Source organism: Sphingobium yanoikuyae (genome assembly GCF_034424525.1).
GTDB lineage: Bacteria > Pseudomonadota > Alphaproteobacteria > Sphingomonadales > Sphingomonadaceae > Sphingobium > Sphingobium yanoikuyae.
Genome location: NZ_CP139979.1, coordinates 5,017,313 through 5,034,749, shown reverse-complemented (window position 1 = coordinate 5,034,749; position 17,437 = coordinate 5,017,313). Strand labels below are relative to the sequence as shown.

Below are 17,437 nucleotides of genomic sequence, written 5' to 3'. Positions count from 1 at the left end.
CGTGCTATTCGACGACCTGCGCGGTCCAGACGGGGATCCAGCGCCAGGCGCCACGGCATTCGCCCATGCTGGTCGCTTCGGTCAGGCGGAAGCGGCTGCCATCCCAGACATAGGTCTGGCTGGTGCCGCAATCGCCGATGCCGCGCCCCTTGGCGAAGCTTTGCAGCAGCGACTTTTCGGGCGCCCAGCCGGCATTGACCAGGGTGGGATGGCCGATCTCCTCCGTGCCCCAGCCGGGCGCATAGTCGAACGGCGCGAAGCGGAAGCTGCGGCGACCCGGAATGCCGCTGGCGATCACCGGCACGGTGGTGAAATTATAGGCGCCAGAGCCACAGGGAACCAGGATCAGCGTGTCATTCTTCGACAGGCGATGCAGTTCGGACTGGCCGTTCGCCATCTCGTCGGTGCAGCCGGTGAACTTGCCGAGCGCGGTCCGCTCCTCGCGCCACAGTGCGGCCGGGGCATCGCCCGTCGCGATGATCGCGCGATGAATCGCCGGCGTCGGCGGCGCGACGCGCACCGCCAGCGGACCGAGCGGCCCGGTCGCTACCAGCGCGGTGGTGGTGCCGGCCCGGCCCTGGCGCGCATCCATGTAGCGGATTGCCGCGCCCGCGCCCGCAAGCGAGGGACGACCGAGCGACCGGTTGCCGGTGCGCACTTCCATCGTGCTGCCGCGTGCCATCGCGATCGCCAGCGCCGACGCCTGCGGCCCGCGCAGGGTGGCATCGCCATCGCGCGCGGTCACCGTCGCGACCTTGCGGCCGTCGACCAGGAAGCTGACGTCGGAGGAACCCTTGGCATCGCGGCTGACCCAGACTTCGGCCGCGGCATCGGGACCAGCCGAACGGGCGACGCCGACCATCACCGGATTGTCGGGCCAGTCGCCACCGGGCAGCAGCGACACCGCCTCGCACCGGTTGCGATTGTCGCAACCGATGGTCCAGTCCTTGTAGGTTTCAAGCGTGCCAGGCTTGGGCGCAGGCGCGTTGGTCTGCGCCGTTGCCATGCCAATGGTGCCGATGGCCGTTAAGACGGCCGCGAAAAATCTAAGTTCCCCCATCGGTTAACCATAACCGATTTGTTAAGCCGGGGGTAGGGCCTCTGTTAAGTAATCGAAATGATTTGGTTAAAGGCTTAACATCAACCCGGCCAGCGCGGCGCTCATCAGATTGGCCAGGCTGCCGGCGACCAGCGCCTTCAGACCCAGCTTGGCGATCATCGGCCGCTGATTGGGGGCAAGGTTGCCGGTCACCGCCATCTGGATCGCGATCGAGCTGAAATTGGCGAAACCACACAGCGCGAAGGTGATGATGGCGATGGTCGAGGGCGAGAGGCCGTCCTGCACCTGGCCAAGGTTGATATAGGCGACGAATTCGTTGAGCACGACCTTGGTGCCGAACAGGCCGCCAGCCACCTGCGCCTCGTTCCAGGGGATGTTGAGCAGATACATGACCGGCGAGAAGACATAGCCGAGCAGCTGCTGGAAGCTGAGTTCGGGATAGCCGAAGATGCCGCCGATACCGCCGAGGATGCCGTTGGCGAGCGCCACCAGCGCGACGAAGGCCAGCACCATGGCGCCGACCGCGACGGCCAGCTTGACGCCGGTCTGGGCGCCCTGCGCCGCCGCCATGATGATGTTGGCGGGCTTTTCCTCGTCATGGGTGGCGACGGGCATGGGTTCGCCCGGCGTGGTTTCCGCATTCAGCACCGCCGCGACCGCAGCCGCACGGCGCGTTTCGGGCAGGTGGATATCATCCTCCAGCGGCAGTTCCGGTTCGCATTCCGGTTCGTCGGGCATCATGATCTTGGCCATCAGCAGGCCGCCGGGCGCCGCCATGAAGCTGGCCGCGAGCAGATAGTCGATCTTGATCCCCATCGAGGCATAGGCGGCCAGGATCGTGCCGGCGACGCCCGCCATGCCGCTGGTCATCACCGCGAACAGCTGCGGCCCGTTGAGGCCGGCGAGATAGGGACGGATCACCAGCGGGCTTTCGCTCTGGCCGACGAAGATGTTGGCGGCGGCGCACAGGCTTTCCACCTTCGACACGCCCGTCACCTTCTCGATCGCGCCGCCGACCCAGCGGACGATGAACTGCATGATGCCCAGATAATAGAGGATCGACACCAGGCTGGCGAAGAAGATGATCACCGGCAGCGCGGCGATGGCGAAGCTGGCGCCGCCGATTTCCGGCTTGGCCAGCGGGCCGAAGATGAAATTGGTCCCCGCCTGCGCATAGCCCAGCAGATTGGCGACGCCGTGCGACATGCCCGCGATGATGGCGCGTCCGGCCGGCACATAGAGCACCAGCAGCGCGATCCCCGCCTGCAGCAGGAAGGCCGCGCCGACCACGCGCAGCCGGATCGCGCGGCGGTTGGAAGAGAGGGCAAAGGCAATGGCAAGAATCAGCAATATGCCGGCGAGGCCGATAAGAAGATGCATGAAGCGCTTTCGCGGGAATGGGCAAACCGCGCGACTATACAGGGCCAGCGCGCGGAAACCAGCAGGGAATCCCGCCCCGCGATGTAAATGAGATAGCCTCGCTTTTTGTCGGCAAATCGATCAGAACGATGGCGTCACAGAAGATGCGATGAGGAGAGGCGATGCTGATGGAAACCGACACGCCCGGTGCCGCTACGGAATGGCGGCGCCATTATATGCTGCCGATCGCGGCCGCGCTCGGCTATGCCACCAGCGTCATCCATATCTATGGGCTTGGCCCCTATATCCAGCCGATCAGCGACCAGTTTGGCTGGACGCGGACGCAGGTGACGGTGGGCCTGACCCTGTCCACCTTGGTCCAGGCGGTCTTTTCCGTGCCGATCGGCCTGATGGTCGACCGGCTGGGGCCACGCCTGTTCGGGCTGGTCGGCGTGCTGCTGACCTGCGGCGCCTTTGCCCTGCTGGGCACGGCGACCGGCAGCCCCGGCCAATGGTATCTGCTCTGGGCACTGCTGGCGCTCGCGACCCTGCCGGTGCAGGCGACGATCTGGACCAGCGCCGTCGCCACCCGGTTCGAGGCGTCACGCGGCCTGGCCTTTGCCATCACCCTGTGCGGCGCATCGATCGCGGTCGCCATCTTTCCGCTGATGGGCAGCTGGCTGATCGGCCAATATGGCTGGCAACGCGCCGCGCCGATCCAGGCGGCGATCTGGGCGGCGTGCAGCTTCCCGCTGATCTTCCTCTTCTTCCGCGGCGCGCGAGATCGGCGGCGCGGCGAGGCCGAGACGGCCAATGCCGCAGCGCCCGCGATCGGTGCCAGGCTGGCCGAAGGGGTGCGATCCTCCATCTATCATCGCCTGCTGCTCGCCAGCCTGCTCTTCACCTTCACCATCATCGCGCTGGTCGTGCATTTCGTGCCGATCCTGACCGATCGCGGCGCGGACCCGATGCGGGCGGCCGGCATAGCCTCGGTCGTGGGCCTTTGCTCGATCATCGGCCGGCTGGCGACCGGGCTGCTGCTCGACCGGTTCCGCGGATCGCTGGTCGGCGCCGGCGTTTTCCTGCTGCCGGCGGCTGCCAGCCTGTTGTTGCTGGGCGCGGGGAATAATGTCGCGCTGCTGATCGCGGCGGCAGCGCTGATCGGCCTGACACTGGGTGCGGAGGTCGATGTGATCGTCTATCTCACCACCCAGCATTTCGGCCTCAAGACCTTTGGCGGCCTTTATGGCGGACTGCTGATGGCACTATCGGTCGGCACCGCCACCGGGCCATTGGGCGCGTCGGCGATTTTCGACCGCTTCGGCAATTATGCGCCCTTCCTGTGGATAACGCTTGTCCTGATGGTCGGCAGCAGCCTGGCGCTTGCCAGCCTGCCGCGCCCGGCCTTTGCCCGGCCGCGCGGCCATTGAAGGGACCATTGACATAAAGCGCTACAAAGCCGCCACGTCGAGACATCGCGCGGATATATGGCGCGCCTAGTCCTGCCCTTCTGACAGTCCACAGACGACAGAAGGGTAGAGCGAGATGATGCAGGATGGCGCGCATGACGACCATGGCCATGGCCTGGCCGATGACCTGGCGCAGATGCGCAAGCTGGCCGGCGAGGCGATGGGCCGGCGCCGCACGTTGCGCCTGCTCTTTTCGGCCGGCAGCGCCGCGCTGATCACCGCCTGTGGTGGTGGCGGCAGTGACAGCGACACTGACACATCGACCGCCACGCCGACACCCACCCCTACCCCGACGCCAACACCCACGCCGACCCCGACGTCGAGCAGTTGCATCGCCGATCCGGAGGAAACCAACGGCCCCTATCCGGCGGACGGATCGAACAGCAGCAATGGCAGCGTCGTCAATGTGCTGGACGATACCGGCATCGTGCGCACCGACATACGGTCGAGCTTCGGATCGTCGAGCGGCACCGCCGAGGGCATCTATATGCAGCTGACCATCACGGTGGTGAACGTCAATGGCAGCTGCGCGCCGCTGGAGGGCTATGCCGTCTATATCTGGCATTGCACCCGCGACGGCCTCTATTCGCTCTACACCGTGCCGGGCGAAAATTACCTGCGCGGCGTCGGCGTCACCGATGCCAATGGCCAGGTGACCTTCACCAGCATCTTCCCCGGCTGCTATGACGGCCGCTACCCGCATATCCATTTCGAGGTCTATCCCAGCCTGGCCAAGGCGACCAGCTATGCCAATCGCGTGCTGACGTCGCAGTTCGCGATGCCGACGGATGCCTGCAACACGGTCTATGCGACCAGCGGCTATTCCAGCAGCAAGACCAACTTCGCCAAGATCACCACTAGCAGCGACAATGTGTTCGGCGACAACACGTCGGCCCAGGTCGCGGCGATGACGCCCACCATGACCGGCGATACGACCAATGGCTTCACCGGCACGGTGACGGTCGGCATCGCCATCTGACAGGAATTATGCGGATGACTTTGCAGGGATCGCCTTCAATCGATATGCTGACCGCCAATATGGACGGATCGCGCATATTGGTGGTCGACGATGATGCGGACATCCGCATCCTGTTGTCGGATTTTCTGGAGCAGCATGGCTTTGCCGTGACCGCGGTCGCGGACGGCGTGGCGATGGATCAGGCGCTGGCGGCGCAGACATTCGACATCGCCGTGCTGGACGTGATGATGCCGGGCGAGGACGGGCTGTCGATCCTGCGGCGGCTGGCCGCGAGCGGCGACCTGCCGATCATCATGCTGTCGGCGATCGGCGGCGATATCGACCGGATCGTCGGGCTGGAAATGGGGGCGGAGGATTATCTGCCCAAGCCGTGCAATCCGCGCGAACTGCTCGCCCGCGTCCGCACCGTGCTGCGCCGCAATCGCCGCCAGACATCGGAACCGCAGGTGCCCGCCGGGCAGCGGCTGCGCTTTGCCGGCTGGCAGGTCGACATGGGCGTGCGCCTGCTGACCGACCCTGACAATGTCGTCGTCACCTTAACCGATGGCGAGTTCCGCCTGCTGCGCGCCTTCATCGAGCATCCGCGCCGGGTGCTGAGCCGCGACCAGTTGCTCGACTATTCGGCCGGCAGCGACGCGGAAAGCTATGACCGGGCGATCGACGTGCAGGTCAGCCGCCTGCGCCGCAAGCTGGAACGTGGCGAGATGGGCGACGAACTGGTCCGCACGATCCGCAACGAAGGCTATATGTTCACCGCCGAGGTCCGCCCGGCGTGAGCCCGGCGATGCTGCCGGGCGCGGGCGAGCGGGGGCGCTACAATCCCTCGATCCTGACCCGGATCGTCTTTCTGGTCGCCGCCACCCTGTTGCTGGCGCTGGGCGCGATGATGCTGGTCGCCTTTCGCGGCCCCCCGCCCCATGCCCGGCCAATGATGCTGGTGGAGGCGACCGGCCTGCTGCGCGGCGGCACCCAGCCACCCGGCAGCTGGCAGATCAGCCGCTATCAATCGGATCGTGCGCCTACGGCCGACGCGGGGCAGGAAAGCAACCGTGCGGGAGCCGAGCGCATTGCCGGCCTGCTGGGCGTGCCGGCCAATGCGGTGGCGCTGATCCAGGAACGGCCGCCGATCGGCATGCCGCGTCCCGGACCGGAGATCGGGCCCCGACCCGACATGGGGATGGAGTTCGACCCCGGCCGGATGATGCTGCGCGGCAGCTTTGCCCTGGCCGTGCGCGAGGATGGCAGGAACTGGTCGGTGCTGCTGGGGCGGCAAGGGCCGAACTGGCGCTGGTATGCGATCACCCTGTCGCTGATGGCGGGCATCTTCATCCTGCTGCTGCTGCCGGCCTATTGGGTGGCCCGGCGCATCACCCAGCCGATCCGCCTGCTGGCCGAAGGCGCCGCGCGCGAGCGGCCGGAGCGCGCCGAGCCGCTGCCGATCGGCGGCCCGCCCGAAGTGCGCGCCATGGGCATCGCCTATAATCATATGCGCGCGCGGATCGCCGATTATGTGTCGGAACGCACCGCCATGCTGGTGGCCATCGCCCATGACCTGCGCACGCCGATGACGCGCCTGTCCTTCCGCCTGGAACAATTGCCCGACGGCCCGCGCGCCAAGGCGCAGGCGGACGTGCAGGAAATGCGGGCGATGGTCACCGACCTGCTCGACTTCATGCGCGAAGGGACCGAAGGGCGCCAGCGCGCGCGCATCGACCTGTCGGCGATCGTCGAGACGCTGGCCGACGACCTGGCCGACATGGGCCATGATGTCGTCGTCACCGCCAGCCAGCGCGCCGTGATAGAGGGCGACGCGCTCGCGCTGCGCCGCTGCATCGGCAACATGGTCGAGAATGCGGTGCGCTATGGCGGATCGGCGCGGGTCTGCCTGCGCGTCGAGGGTAGCCGGGCGATCGTCGATGTAGAGGATTCCGGCCCCGGCGTTCCGCCCGAGATTCTCGACCGGCTCTGCGAGCCCTTCTATCGCGGCGAAGCCTCGCGCAATCGCGAAACTGGTGGCGTGGGCCTCGGTCTGTCGATCGCCCGCACCATCGCCGAAGGGCATGAGGGCAGCATCGGCTTTGCCAACCGGGCCGAGGGCGGATTGCGCGCGACGGTGATCCTGCCGCTCGATCGCTAAAGCATCATCCCCTTCAGTTCCTGCAGCACCATCGCAGTCGGCATCGACAGGAACATCGCCACCAGAAAGGGCGCCAGCGTCGCCGCGATCAGGATCAGCAGGCTGCGCAGGTCGACCGGCAGGAAGCGCATGGCATAGACGTTGGAGACCACGCCATAGAGGTCGGCCGCCGCCGAAAAATCGGGCGCGGAGAGAAGATCGGGCTGTTCCTTCGCGCTGCCATCGAACCAGCGATCCTCGAACGACCGGCCAAGCGTCACCGCCAGCGCGCCATAATGCATCGCGTTGCGCCGCCAGGCCCGCGCCATGACCGGGCGGAACACGCCGAGCGGCGCCACGCACAGCAGCAGCACCAGCACCACCGTGCCGCCGATCAGGAAGCCGCCGGTCATCGGCGTCGCCGCGCCCTGGAGATGGACGTTGGCGAAACGGCCCGCGGTGATGCAGCCGATCCCCAGCGCAAAGGTGCCGAAGGCCCGGACCGACTGGGCCAGAAAGCCCAGGCCGCCGGCATTGTCGGGATGGGCGACGACCAGCCGCAGGTCCATGGCCGCGACCTTGTGCAGCAGCCGCGTCCAGATGAGGATACGCCAGAGCCAGCCCATGAGCAGCGTCAGCAACAGCGGCAGGCTGACCAGCATATGCCACCAGCCGGCCGCCGATAGCCGCCCCGGCCCGGCGATGGTCCAGGCCGGCAGGCCATGGTTCGAAATGCCGGTCGCGAACAGCCACAGGATGATCGCATAGGCGGCGAGCAGCACCAGCAGTTCGGCGACCGGCGCACGCACCGCCGCGCGCGCCCTGGCCAGTTCAGCCCTCAATCCGTCCCCGGCATCAGGCGGGATCAGCCCCGAAATAGCGAAATGGCGCACCACCGCGCCCAGCCGCCGCGCGGTTTCGACATGGGCGACCAGCAGGAGCGGCACGGCAAAGGCGAAGCGGGCATGCGCCCCGACGTCGCGCAGGAAATGGCGCAGGTCACTGGCCCGGTCATGGCCCGGCAGGACAAGGATGAGCAGCAGGAGCGGTAGCCAGCCGACCGCCAGCGCAAGCAGGGCGCGGACGCGCACCGTGGGCAGGGCCGGCACCGACAGGCGGACAAGGCCAGGCAGCCCGCGCGGCGGCCCCCATTCGAACAGGTCGTGCCCCTCCGCGTCCGCTTCGTTGGTCACTTGCACGCCCTTCCGCTTCGCCTCGGCTCATGAGAACCGCGACGATAGGAAGCATGCCCTTCCCGCCTATCGGGATTTATGCTGAGCCGACCGGAAAATGGCGGCCGTCACGGGTTGGCGGACTTGCCGTCCTTCTTGGCCTTGTGCGCCTTGAGCAGCGCGTCGATCTCGACGATCCGCTCGCGTTCCGGCGTGCCCTTGGGCAGGCCCTTGAGGCGGCATTCGGCCCATAATTTGCGCCGCTCGGATTCCAGCGCCTTGAGATAGAGATCGGCCATTGCAGCCTCCTGGATAAAGGAAAAGGGCCGGCGCCTCGCGACACCGGCCCTTTCATATCTTGTCTAGCCGAAAATCAGGCGGCCTTAATAGGGCCGCCCTGATAAATCAGGCGGCCTTCGAACGGCTCATGCGCTTGCGCTCGTTCGGATCGAGGTAGCGCTTGCGCAGACGGATGGTCTTGGGCGTGACTTCGACCATTTCATCGTCGTCGATATAGGCGATCGCCTGTTCCAGCGTCATCTTCTTCGGCGGGGTCAGGCGGACAGCGTCGTCCTTGCCGCTGGCGCGGAAGTTGGTCAGCGCCTTCGACTTCATCGGGTTGACTTCGAGGTCTTCCGGCTTGGCGTTTTCGCCGATGATCATGCCTTCATAGAGGGCTTCACCCACGCCGACGAACAGGATGCCGCGATCTTCCAGCGGACCCAGCGCATAGGCATTGGCTTCGCCGGCACCGTTCGAGATCAGGACGCCATTCTTGCGGCCTTCGATCTTGCCCTTGTGGGGGCCGTACTTCTCGAACAGGCGGTTCATGATGCCGGTGCCGCGCGTGTCGGACAGGAATTCGCCATGATAGCCGATCAGGCCGCGCGAGGGCGCGGAGAAGGTGATGCGGGTCTTGCCGCCGCCCGAGGGACGCATGTCGGTCATCTCGGCCTTGCGGATGTTCATCTTGTCGACGACCGTGCCCGAGAACTCATCGTCCACGTCGATGACGACGGTTTCGTACGGCTCGGTCTTGCCGCCATTTTCGTCTTCGCCGAACAGCACGCGCGGACGCGAGATGCCCAGTTCGAAGCCTTCGCGGCGCATGGTTTCGATGAGCACGCCCAGCTGGAGTTCGCCACGACCGGCGACTTCGAAGCTGTCCTTGTCGTCCGATTCCGTCACCTTGATGGCAACGTTGGATTCGGCTTCGCGGGCCAGACGATCGCGGATCATGCGGCTCGTCACCTTGCTGCCTTCACGGCCGGCCATCGGCGAGTCGTTCACGGCAAAGCGCATCGACAGGGTCGGCGGATCGATCGGCTGGGCCTTGATCGGGGTGCTGACCTGCGGGTCGGAAATGGTGTTGGCCACGGTCGCGACGGTGAGGCCGGCGAGCGAGATGATGTCGCCTGCCTTGGCTTCCTCGACCGGCACGCGGTCCAGGCCCTGGAACGACATGATCTTCGAGGCGCGACCGGTTTCGATCACGTTTCCTTCGGCATCCAGCGCGTGGATCGGCTGGTTCACCTTGACCGTGCCCGACTGGACGCGGCCGGTGAGGATACGACCCAGGAAATTGTCGCGGTCGAGCAGCGTGACGAGGAAGCTGAACGGCGCGTCCTGATCCAGCGACGGCGGCGGGACATGGTCGACGATCTTCTGGAACAGCGGCTCCAGCGTGCCTTCACGGCGCTGCGAATCCTCGCTGGCATAGCCGTTGCGGCCCGAGGCGTAGAGGACGGGGAAGTCGAGCTGTTCGTCGGTGGCGTCAAGCGTCACGAACAGGTCGAACACTTCGTCCAGCACTTCCTGGATGCGCTCGTCGGGACGGTCGACCTTGTTGACGACGACGATGGGCTTGAGGCCGAGCGCCAGCGCCTTGCCGGTCACGAACTTGGTCTGCGGCATCGCGCCTTCCGACGAGTCGACCAGCAGGATCACGCCGTCGACCATCGAGAGGATGCGCTCCACTTCGCCGCCGAAGTCGGCGTGGCCGGGCGTATCGACGATGTTGATGCGGGTGCCGTTCCATTCGACCGAGGTGGGCTTCGCCAGAATGGTGATGCCGCGTTCCTTTTCCAGGTCGTTCGAGTCCATGGCGCGCTCTTCGACGCGCTGGTTGTCGCGGAAGGTGCCGGACTGGCGGAAAAGCTGGTCGACGAGCGTGGTCTTGCCATGGTCGACGTGCGCGATGATCGCGATATTACGCAGGGACATGTCTTGCCTTTGGGATATGGGGCTCCCCTGGCCGACACAAGGCCGCGCAGAGGCTTCGGGCGCGCCCCTACAGGAAATGACGCGATGCGGCAAGGGCAGCAGAAGGATCGGCCGGAGCGCAGATGAATATCCTGTCATGTTATGACGTTTCCCTTGCCCCGCTGTGGCAGCCGCCTATGACACCGCGTCAGGTTCGCACCCTGAAAAGAAAAGGACACCCCATGCGGCTGACCGCCACCCTTGGCTTTGCTTCCCTCCTCGCCCTTTCCCTGTCCCACCCTGCCCTCGCCCAGAAGGATGGCGCGCCCGACGCCGCCAAGCAGCATGCCGAGCAGACGGCGGACGAGATCGCCAAGAACTGGGCCAGTGCCCCGGTCGAGGAAGTGACCAAGACCAGCAAGGGCACGGCCAGCGTCGACGGCAAGTCGATCGCCTACACCGCGACCGCCGGCACGCTGACCATCCGCGACGCCCAGGGCAAGCCGACCGCCAGCGTCTTCTACACCGCCTATACCGCGCCCGGTAAGCATCGCCCGCTGACCTTCTTCTACAATGGCGGTCCCGGTTCGGCGTCGCTGTGGCTGCGCATGGGCAGCTTTGCGCCCGACCATGTCCGCACCGGCAATCCCGAAGCGGTCGCGCCCGCCCCCTTCGATGTCGGCCCCAATCCCGACAGCCTGATCGGCAGCACCGACATGGTGTTCCTGGATGCGGTGGGATCGGGCTATTCGCGGCCGCTGGGCGATGCCAAGGGCGCCGATTTCTATGGCGTTGACCAGGATGTCGATGCCTTTGCCAAGGCGATCCTGCGCTACACCACCAAGAATGGCCGCTGGGGCGACCCCAAATATATTTTCGGCGAAAGCTATGGCACCACCCGATCGGGCGCGCTGGCCTATCAGCTGGAAGATCGCGGCATGGCGCTGAACGGCGTCATCCTGCTGTCCTCGATCATGAATTACGGCATCCGCCAGTCGGGCTTCGACACCATCCATATCGGCTATCTGCCCAGCTATGCGGCGACCGCCTGGTATCATAACCGGGTACCTGGCGGCCGCCCGGCCAGCCTGGAAGCCTTTGTCGAGGAAGCGCGCCAGTTCGCCAACGGTCCCTATGCCGCCGCGCTGCTGAAGGGCCAGGACATCAGTGCCCAGGAAGAGGACGCCGTCGCCCAGCAGATGAGCCGCTTCACCGGCCTGTCGGTCGATTATTTGAAGCGCGCCAATCTGCGCGTCAGCCTCAGCCGTTTCCGCAAGGAATTGCTGCGCGACGGGCGCGAGACGCTGGGTCGGTTCGACAGCCGCTACAAGGGGATCGACGAGGATGCGGCAGGCGAGGATCCCGAATATGATCCGTCCGATACCGCGATCAGCGGCCTCTATGTCGGCAGCTTCCTGGATCAGCTGACCAACAAGCTGGGCTATCAGACCGACCTCAGCTATCGGCTGAGCGCGCGGGAAGGCGGCGCCTTCAACTGGGACTGGAGCCATGAGCCGCCGTCGGGCCGCAAGCAGAATGTCGCGGACGTCACCGCCGACCTCTCCACCGCGATGCGCATCAACCCGCATCTGCGCGTGCTGTCCTTGAACGGCTATTATGACATGGCGACGCCCTTCTTCTCGACCGAGCGCGACCTGAAGCACATGATGCTGGAGCCGGCGCTGCGGCCGAACCTGCAGTTCAAATATTATCCGGCAGGCCACATGGTCTATCTGAACCCGGAAGCGCTGCACCAGATGCGCCTCGACATGGAGCGCTACTACGCCGAGGGCGCGCGCTGACCTCACTTTCATCCTCCCCTGCAAGGGGAGGTGGCAGGGCGAAGCCCTGACGGAGGGGTGTTCCGTTATCGATAGCGAAGACACCCCTCCACCACTTCGTGGTCCCCCTCCCCTTGCAGGGGAGGATGGAGACTTCCTGCGATCCTTGGATCGCTCAATAGCGCAGCTTCGGATACCAGTCGGCCGGCCGGCCCTGCGGCGTCAGGTCGAGGATCGACCAGAGCGCGGCGATGTCGGGCGCGTCGCGGGGATCCTGGCCCGGATCGGCCATCTCCCGTCCCATCTCGCTCATCCAGAAGAGCCGCACCTGATCGCCGTCGCGGCGATAGACGATCAGCGCAGGATATTCGCCATCGGGCTGGAGCAGGTCGAGATCGCGGGCATAATCGTCGCCGATCGTCTGGATGAAGTCGGTGTTGCGCCAGCCCCGCTCCTGCGCGAAGACGAATTGCCGTTCGACCGGGCTGCGGCTCAATATCTTGTAGGCGACGCGCTGCTTGATGTCGGCGGCATTGCCGTCGACCGCGCCGATCCAGTTGGTACACATCGGGCAGGGCCGCTCGCGTTCCGGCCCGTACATCCAATAGTAACTGACCAGCACATCCTTGTCGCCGAACAGGTCGATCAGGCCGACCTCGAAGCCCTGCTCGTCCTTGAAGCGATAATCCTTTTCGATCAACGGGCCGGGCGGCAGCGCCTGGCGCTGGGCGGTCAGGCGCGTCATGTGGCGGCGAAATTCGATCTCCGCCGCCAGCAGTTGCTGCCGCGCCTTGGCATAGTCCGCGCTTTCGCCGGGAAATGCCGGCTGGCGATGCGCCGCCATATCGGCGGCCGGTGTCAGTTGTTGGTCCATAGCCTCTCTCCTCCCGCGCCGAACGCGGCGCGGGAGGAGAAGGTTCAATGGTCGCTGGCTGCGAAGGCGCCGATGCCGGTTTCCGCCCGCACCCGTTGGGCCGGATAGCCGGCCTTGTCCACCGCCGCGCGGGGCGAGCGGTCGAGCCGGGAGATCAGCCAGATGCCGATGAAGCCGGCCGGGACCGAGAAGATCGCCGCCGAGCTGTAGGGGAAAGGTGCCGGGCCGAGGCCGAAGGTGGTGGTCCACACCGCCGGCGACAGCAGCGTCAGGACGAAGGCCGTCAACAGCCCGATCGTGCCGCCCCAGGCCGCACCGCGCGTGGTGCAGCCGCTCCACAGCAGCGACAGAATCAGCACCGGGAAATTGCCCGACGCGGCGAGCGCGAAGGCGAGGCTGACCATGAAGGCGACATTCTGCTTCTCGAACACCAGCCCCAGCAGCACCGCCAGCGCGCCCAGCGCCAGCGTGGTGATCCGCGAAACGCGCAGTTCGTCGGCCGAGTTGGCGCGGCCCTGTTTCAGCACCGTGGCATAAAGGTCATGACTGACCGCCGAGGCGGCCGACAAGGTCAGCCCCGCCACGACCGCCAGGATGGTCGCGAAGGCCACCGCCGAGATGAAGCCGAGGAACGCATTGCCGCCGACCGCATGGGCGAGATGGATCGCCGCCATATTGCCGCCGCCGCGCAGCGTGCCGTCGGCCATCTTGTAGCCGGCATCCGTGCCGACGAGGATGATCGCGCCGAAGCCGATGATGAAGGTGAGGATATAGAAATAGCCGATCCAGCCCGTCGCCCACAACACCGACTTGCGCGCTTCCTTGGCGTCCGGGACGGTGAAGAAGCGCATCAAGATATGCGGCAGGCCGGCCGTGCCCAGCATCAGCGCGAGGCCGAAGGAGATAGCCGAGACCGGATCCTTGATGAAGCCGCCCGGCGCCATGATCGCCCGCCCCCTTGCCGCGGCTTCGGCGGGGGGTGCACCGGCGGCCTGTGCCGCCGCGCTCTTCACCTCGACCGCGCGGGCGAACAGGGCTTCGAGTGAGAAGCCGAACTGGGCCAGCACCATCAGCGCCATGAAGCTGGCGCCGCCGAGCAACAGCACCGCCTTGATGATCTGCACCCAGGTGGTCGCGCGCATGCCGCCGAACAGCACATAGAGCATCATCAGCGCGCCGACGATCACCACCGCCACCGCATAGGGCAGGCCGAACAATAATTTGATGAGCTGCCCCGCGCCCACCATCTGGGCGATCAGGTAAAAGCTGACCACCAGCAGGGTGGAGATGGCCGCGAAGCTGCGCACCGGCGGCTGGGCGAAGCGGTAGGAGGCGACGTCGGCAAAGGTGAAGCGGCCAAGGTTGCGCAGCCGCTCCGCCATCAGGAACAGCAGGATCGGCCAGCCGACGAGGAAGCCGGTGGAATAGATGAGGCCGTCATAGCCGTCGGTGAAGATCTGCGCCGATATGCCGAGGAAGGAGGCGGCGGACATATAGTCGCCCGCCATGGCAAGGCCATTCTGGAAACCGCTGATGCCGCCGCCGGCGGTATAGAAGTCCGACGCGGTGCGGGTGCGCGCGGCCGCCGCCTTGGTTATCCACAGGGTCAGGCCGACAAAGGCGACGAACATCGCGATCGCCACCCAGTTGATCGGCTGACGCTGCGCCTCCCCCTCCAGCGCGGCGGCAAAGGCGGGAGCGGGCATCAGGGCAAGAACGGGGGCGAGCGCGCCGGCAAGCCGCGCCCTCATGCGCCATGATCCTTCAGGATCGCGGCCATCTGTGCGTCATGATGGCGGTTGGCATAAGCGACATAGAGGCCGGTCAGGGCGATCGCGAGCAGGATGAGGCCCAGGCCGATCGGAATGCCGATCGAGGTGACGCCATCGCCGATCGGCATGCCCAGCAGCGCCTTGTCGAAGGCGATCAGCGCCAGATAGCCGACAAAGGCGATGAAGATGATCGCCGACAGCCACCAGCCCAGCCGCGCCCGCCGCGCCACCAGTTCACCATAACGGGGATCGGCCGCCACCGCCGCGATCATCGCGGCCTGTGGATCGGCCGGGGCATGCCCTTCCTGCTGCGTCATTCACTCTCCTCTGGTCTTTGCGCCATGCTAACCGGACGCCCCCCGATTGCAATGGCATGGCCCGAGCGCCTATATCTGCACGGAGAGAGACTTGCGGCCTTACTGTTTTATGCACATATGACAGTCAGGCCGATCTGGCCCCTGGGAGATGACATGGCTTCGACCGCGCCGACCGCGACCGCTGATACGCTGAACCTCACGCCGCCCGACCCGGTGCCGGTGGTCGCGCCCGAAAAGGCGGCCGGGCTGGTGCCGATCGACGAGGAAAAGCGATCCAAGCTGGACGAGAAGGTCGATGCCTTCATCGACGATCTGGTCGCGCAGGATGCCAACTCGCCCGCCTTCGGCCAGCGCGTCGACCAGCTGACCAATATGGGTCGCAAGGAAATTGCCGAGGCCGCCGGACACAGCAACCGCTTTCTCGATCGGCCGGTGCGCGCGATGGACAGCGACAACAAGGTCGGTGCGGACCTCGCTGAACTGCGCCGCACGGTCGAGGATCTGGATCCCGGCAAGCGCGGCAGCCTGACCGCGCCCAAGAAGCTGTTCGGCATCATCCCGTTCGGCAACAAGATGCGCGACTATTTCGACAGCTACAAGTCGAGCCAGACGCACATCAACTCGATCCTGGGATCGCTCGCCAGCGGCAAGGACGTGCTGATCAAGGATAATGCCGCGATTGACGTGGAACGCCAGAATATGTGGCAAACCATGGGCAAGCTGGAGCAGATGATCCACATCAGCAAGACCATGGACGCGCGCCTCGAGTCCAAAGCGCTGGAGCTGGATTCGACCGATCCGACCAAGGCCAAGGCGATCCGCGAGAGCGCACTCTTCTACATCCGCCAGCGCACCCAGGATCTGCTGACCCAGATGGCGGTCACGGTGCAGGGCTATCTGGCGCTGGACCTGGTGAAGAAGAATAATGTCGAGCTGGTGAAGGGCGTGGATCGCGCCAGCACCACCACCGTCGCCGCGCTGCGCACCGCCGTCACCGTGGCGCAGGCGCTGGTCGGCCAGCGCCTGGTGCTGGAACAGATCACCGCGCTCAACACCACCACCGCCAACATCATCGATTCGACCGGCGAACTGCTCAAGAGCCAGACCGCGCAGATTCACGAGCAGGCCGCCAGCAGCACGATCCCGATCGAGACGCTGCAGCGCGCCTTCCAGAATATCTACGACACGATGGACAATATCGACACGTTCAAGCTCAAGGCGCTGGAGAATATGAAGACGACGGTCACTGTGCTGTCGAACGAGGTGGAAAAGTCCAAGGGCTATATCGCCCGGTCCGAGGGCCAGGCCCAGGCCGCCAAGGAAGCGCGCGCGGAAAACCCGCTGCTGAGCGCGATCGAGGGATAAGGATGCGCCCCACCCTGCCCTTTTTCCCGGAGTTGATGGTATGAGCCGGTCCGACCGCGTGCTGGCCGATGCCGAGGCGGTGCTGCGCCGCCATAGCGAGCGCGGCAAGAGCCTGACCAGCCGTGCGCGCGAACGGCGCAACGCGTCGATCATGCGGCGGCTGGGCCGGATCGCCGGCGCCGCCTTCGCGATCATCATCGCGGCCATGATCGCAGGCTGGTTCATGCCGCTGGGCACCAGTGGCGTGATGATCGTGCTTGGCCTGCTGCTGGTCACCACGCTGTTCTTCGCGCTGCTGCCGGGCGAGCGCGCGGTCAGCCCGGACAAGCTGGCCGACAGCGCGCTGACCGCCCTGCCGCTCAAGACCGAAATCTGGCTGGAAAATCAGCGCAAGGCCCTGCCCGCGCCGGCGGTCACTTTGGTCGACAGCATCGGCGTCAAGCTGGAGACGCTGGCGCCGCAGCTCGAACGGCTGGGCGAGCAGGATCCGGCCGCACACGAGATTCGCAAGCTGCTGGCCGATCATCTGCCCGAACTGGTCACCGGCTATCAGTCGATCCCCGCGCCGCTGCGGCGCGAGGAACGCAATGGCCGCGTGCCCGAGAAGCAGCTGATCGAGGGACTGTCGGTGATCGACGCCGAGATCGGCCGGATGAGCGAGCAACTGGCGAGCGGCGATCTCGACAAGCTGGCGACGCAGAATCGCTTTCTGGAGCTGAAATATCAGGAGGCGAAGGAACTTGGCGCCTAGCGCCGTCTTCCTTCCTGCATGATCCACCTCACCCTCATTATCGTCGACTTCCTGACGGGCCTGCTGGCCGCCGGGGCCTGGGCGCTGGCCTCGGCCGGCGGCGCGATCGCGGCCGTGGTGGGCGGCGGGGTGCTGGGGCTATCCTTGTTCCGGCGCTGGCGACGGCGGGGCTGATGATGCGCCAGAGCCGGCACGTCACGATAGCGAAGACGTTACATTC

Annotated in this window: 16 protein-coding genes; 8 read left to right on the top strand and 8 right to left on the bottom strand. The window is 65.9% G+C overall.

Annotated features, from left to right (window positions below; all coding sequences use genetic code 11):
- Nucleotides 1-4: 4 nt before the first annotated feature.
- Both U0025_RS23485 and U0025_RS23480 read right to left on the bottom strand, forming a co-directional pair.
- On the bottom strand, nt 5-1,060 hold the full coding sequence (locus U0025_RS23485; RefSeq protein ID WP_004210149.1) for a DUF1176 domain-containing protein: 1,056 nt from the start codon (nt 1,058-1,060) through the stop codon (nt 5-7).
- 66 nt (nt 1,061-1,126) lie between these two features.
- Nucleotides 1,127-2,440 carry a NupC/NupG family nucleoside CNT transporter gene (locus tag U0025_RS23480; RefSeq protein WP_004210148.1) on the bottom strand — a complete coding sequence of 438 codons (1,314 nt, stop codon included), beginning with the start codon at nt 2,438-2,440 and terminating at the stop codon, nt 1,127-1,129.
- A gap of 161 nt (nt 2,441-2,601) precedes the next feature.
- Between U0025_RS23480 and U0025_RS23475 the strand changes: the two genes are divergently transcribed.
- From U0025_RS23475 to U0025_RS23460, 4 genes are all read left to right on the top strand, one after another.
- The gene (locus U0025_RS23475; protein WP_004210147.1) at nt 2,602-3,849 is read left to right on the top strand and encodes an MFS transporter; all 1,248 of its coding nucleotides are present in this window, start codon (nt 2,602-2,604) and stop codon (nt 3,847-3,849) included.
- 115 nt (nt 3,850-3,964) lie between these two features.
- Nucleotides 3,965-4,867, top strand: coding sequence for a dioxygenase family protein (locus tag U0025_RS23470; RefSeq protein WP_004210146.1), 903 nt, complete (start codon nt 3,965-3,967; stop codon nt 4,865-4,867).
- A 14-nt stretch (nt 4,868-4,881) separates the two neighbouring features.
- Entirely contained in the window at nt 4,882-5,643 is a 762-nt protein-coding gene (locus U0025_RS23465) for a response regulator (RefSeq protein ID WP_004210145.1), read from the top strand.
- Nucleotides 5,644-5,651: 8 nt separating this feature from the next.
- Nucleotides 5,652-7,004: a sensor histidine kinase gene (locus U0025_RS23460; protein WP_004210144.1), complete on the top strand. Its 1,353-nt coding sequence runs from the start codon at nt 5,652-5,654 to the stop codon at nt 7,002-7,004.
- Here the strand turns inward: U0025_RS23460 and U0025_RS23455 are convergent.
- From U0025_RS23455 to typA, 3 genes are all read right to left on the bottom strand, one after another.
- A complete protein-coding gene (locus tag U0025_RS23455) occupies nt 7,001-8,176 on the bottom strand; it encodes a hypothetical protein (RefSeq protein WP_254792228.1) in 1,176 nt (391 codons plus the stop codon). The genes U0025_RS23460 and U0025_RS23455 overlap by 4 nt on opposite strands.
- A 107-nt stretch (nt 8,177-8,283) precedes the next feature.
- On the bottom strand, nt 8,284-8,454 hold the full coding sequence (locus tag U0025_RS23450) for a hypothetical protein (RefSeq protein ID WP_004210141.1): 171 nt from the start codon (nt 8,452-8,454) through the stop codon (nt 8,284-8,286).
- Nucleotides 8,455-8,560: 106 nt separating this feature from the next.
- On the bottom strand, nt 8,561-10,378 hold the full coding sequence (typA, locus tag U0025_RS23445) for a translational GTPase TypA (protein ID WP_004210140.1): 1,818 nt from the start codon (nt 10,376-10,378) through the stop codon (nt 8,561-8,563).
- 221 nt (nt 10,379-10,599) lie between these two features.
- Between typA and U0025_RS23440 the strand changes: the two genes are divergently transcribed.
- Complete coding sequence (locus U0025_RS23440) at nt 10,600-12,159, top strand: S10 family peptidase (protein WP_004210139.1); 1,560 nt, start codon at nt 10,600-10,602, stop codon at nt 12,157-12,159.
- 154 nt (nt 12,160-12,313) lie between these two features.
- On the opposite strand, the gene U0025_RS23435 is transcribed toward U0025_RS23440, so the two are convergent.
- Genes U0025_RS23435 through U0025_RS23425 form a run of 3 tightly spaced genes read right to left on the bottom strand, consistent with a single transcriptional unit; the run spans nt 12,314 to nt 15,101 of the window.
- The gene (locus U0025_RS23435; protein ID WP_004210138.1) at nt 12,314-13,012 is read right to left on the bottom strand and encodes a DUF899 family protein; all 699 of its coding nucleotides are present in this window, start codon (nt 13,010-13,012) and stop codon (nt 12,314-12,316) included.
- A gap of 44 nt (nt 13,013-13,056) precedes the next feature.
- A complete protein-coding gene (locus U0025_RS23430; RefSeq protein WP_004210137.1) occupies nt 13,057-14,763 on the bottom strand; it encodes a cation acetate symporter in 1,707 nt (568 codons plus the stop codon).
- On the bottom strand, nt 14,760-15,101 hold the full coding sequence (locus U0025_RS23425) for a DUF485 domain-containing protein (protein ID WP_004210136.1): 342 nt from the start codon (nt 15,099-15,101) through the stop codon (nt 14,760-14,762). The genes U0025_RS23430 and U0025_RS23425 overlap by 4 nt, the downstream gene beginning before the upstream one ends.
- Nucleotides 15,102-15,254: 153 nt before the next feature.
- Here U0025_RS23425 and U0025_RS23420 point away from each other — a divergent pair, with 153 nt between their 5' ends.
- The 3 genes from U0025_RS23420 to U0025_RS23410 are packed head-to-tail and all read left to right on the top strand — an operon-like array spanning nt 15,255 to nt 17,391.
- Nucleotides 15,255-16,466, top strand: a complete 1,212-nt coding sequence (locus tag U0025_RS23420) for a toxic anion resistance protein (RefSeq protein WP_004210135.1) — start codon at nt 15,255-15,257, stop codon at nt 16,464-16,466.
- A 40-nt stretch (nt 16,467-16,506) separates the two neighbouring features.
- A complete protein-coding gene (locus U0025_RS23415) occupies nt 16,507-17,217 on the top strand; it encodes a hypothetical protein (RefSeq protein ID WP_004210134.1) in 711 nt (236 codons plus the stop codon).
- Nucleotides 17,218-17,235: 18 nt separating this feature from the next.
- Nucleotides 17,236-17,391, top strand: coding sequence for a hypothetical protein (locus tag U0025_RS23410; protein ID WP_004210133.1), 156 nt, complete (start codon nt 17,236-17,238; stop codon nt 17,389-17,391).
- The last annotated feature ends 46 nt before the right edge of the window (nt 17,392-17,437 follow it).